Source organism: Saccharomonospora halophila 8 (genome assembly GCF_000383775.1).
In the GTDB taxonomy this organism is placed as follows: domain Bacteria; phylum Actinomycetota; class Actinomycetes; order Mycobacteriales; family Pseudonocardiaceae; genus Saccharomonospora; species Saccharomonospora halophila.
In genome coordinates, this window is the sequence record NZ_KB912565.1 from 1 (window position 1) to 2,143 (window position 2,143).

Sequence of the window (2,143 nt, forward strand, 5' to 3'; positions counted from 1 at the left end):
CACCCCGGCGGGCCCCGGCGAAGCCACGGCGGGTGGCGGGAGCCTGTTCGAGCCCGCGCCCGTCCGGAGCACGCCTCCCAGGCCGGAACGGGTCGTGATGTCCCCGGGCCCCCCGCCGGACGACGTCCGCGGGCCCGACGATCCCGACTCCGACCCCGAGGATTCGACCGCGCACCGGCTGCGCGCCCGCCCGTACGTGTTGACCAAGGGCCGCACGCACGCCCGGCCCGACCTCGCGGTGGAGACACTGGTCTCGACGGACCCGGCCGCGCCCTGGCACCGCCATCTCGGTGCCCAGCACCAAGCGGTCCGTCGGTTGTGTGCGCAGCCGAGGTCGGTCGCCGAAATCGCCGCGACCCTGTCGGTACCGCTCGGCGTGGCCCGCGTTTTGGTCAGCGACCTCGCCGACACGGGGTTCGTGCGGGTGCACGACGCACCCCCCACGTCCGGAGGCCGTCCCAGCCCCGAGCTGATGAACCGGGTGCTGGTCGGGCTGCAACGGTTGTGACCCGCGGGCGACGGTCGGTCCGGGTGCCGATTCGCGCCTCTTGCTGAAGCGGTGAATCAGTGCTTCACTTCTCGGCGTGGCCTACCGTCGCACCCCCGCCGTGCAGGCGCGGCTCGACGCACAACGGGCGGCGATCCTGGACGCCGCCGTCGACCTGCTGTCCGAGTGCGGTTACGCCGGATGCGCGATGACGTCGGTCGCCTCCCGGGCGGGGGTCGCCACCGGCACGCTCTACCGGCACTTCCCCGCCAAGGCGGACCTGGTCGCGGAGTTGTTCGGGCATGTCGTCGGCCGGGAGGTGGACGCCGTGCGCCGGGCGTCGGACACGCCCGAGGACGCGGCCGAGCGGGTGGTCGCGGTGGTGCGCACCTTCGCCACCCGGGCCCTCAAATCGCCACGCCTGGCCTACGCGCTGCTGGCCGAGCCGGTCGACGCGCCGGTGGAACAGCGCCGCCTGGTGTTCCGCCGGGCCTTCCGCGACGTGATCGCCGGCTGCGTCCGCGACGGGGTCCGCGCCGGAACACTTCCCGCCCAGGACGCGGAACTGACCGCCGCGGCGGTCGTCGGTGCCGCGGCCGAAATCCTGGTGGGCCCGCTCACCGGTGGTACGGCCACCTCCCTGGACGGTCTGTCCGCCTTCACCCTCCGCGCGTTAGGAGTACGCCATGCCACCGACCCATGAGGTGACCAACCAGGTCCCCGCCCTCGCCGACCACGACGTCGCCGAGGATCCCGCGCTGCTCGAAGGCCTGCACCGGGAGGGCGCGGGCTGGGCGGAGAGCGAGGTCCGCGAGCTCGGCGTGCTGGCGGGCGGCGAGCGCGCCCAGGAGTGGGGCAGGATCGTCAACGAGAATCCGCCCGTGCTGCGTACGCACGACCGAGTGGGGCACCGCATCGACGAGGTCGAGTTCCACCCGCACTGGCACGACCTGATGACGGTGGCCGTCTCGCACGGCCTGCACGCCACGCCGTGGAGCAGGGAGCAGCCCGGTGCGCACGTGGCGCGCACGGCGAAGTTCTACGTCTGGAGTCAGGTGGAGGCGGGCCACACCTGCCCGATCTCGATGACCTACTCGGCCGTGCCCGCCCTGCGGCACAGCCCCGACCTGGCCGCGACCCTCGAACCGCTGCTGGCGGCCCCCGAGTACGACTACGGGCTGCGCACGCCGACCGGCAAGCGGGGCCTGATCGCGGGCATGTCGATGACCGAGAAGCAGGGTGGTTCGGACGTCCGCGCGAACACCACGCGCGCCGAGCCGACCGGCGACGGCGCCTACCGACTCACCGGGCACAAGTGGTTCACCTCGGCCCCGATGTCGGACGTGTTCCTGACGCTGGCGCAGGCGCCCGGCGGCGTGACGTGCCTGCTCGTCCCCCGCGTGCTGCCGGACGGCACCCGCAACCGCCTGCACCTGCAACGCCTGAAGGACAAGCTGGGCAACCGGTCCAACGCCTCCGCCGAGATCGAGTACGACGGTGCGCTCGGCTGGCCGGTCGGCGAGGAGGGCCGCGGGGTGCGCACCATCATCGAGATGGTGAACAACACCCGACTGGACTGTGTGACCGGCACGGCCGCGGCCATGCGCCACGGCACCGTCCGGGCCGCGCACCACGCCCGGCACCGCGCGGCGTTCG

At 73.5% G+C, this 2,143-nt stretch carries 3 protein-coding genes; all 3 read left to right on the forward strand.

What is annotated here, in order from left to right:
• Positions 1 to 508: DUF742 domain-containing protein (locus tag SACHA_RS22265; RefSeq protein WP_019810898.1), on the forward strand; the 508-nt coding region annotated here is incomplete at its 5' end.
• A gap of 76 nt (positions 509 to 584) precedes the next feature.
• Positions 585 to 1,190, forward strand: a complete 606-nt coding sequence (locus SACHA_RS0114500) for a TetR/AcrR family transcriptional regulator (protein WP_019810899.1) — start codon at positions 585 to 587, stop codon at positions 1,188 to 1,190.
• Positions 1,174 to 2,143: acyl-CoA dehydrogenase family protein (locus SACHA_RS22270; RefSeq protein WP_019810900.1), on the forward strand; the 970-nt coding region annotated here is incomplete at its 3' end. The genes SACHA_RS0114500 and SACHA_RS22270, both read left to right, overlap by 17 nt.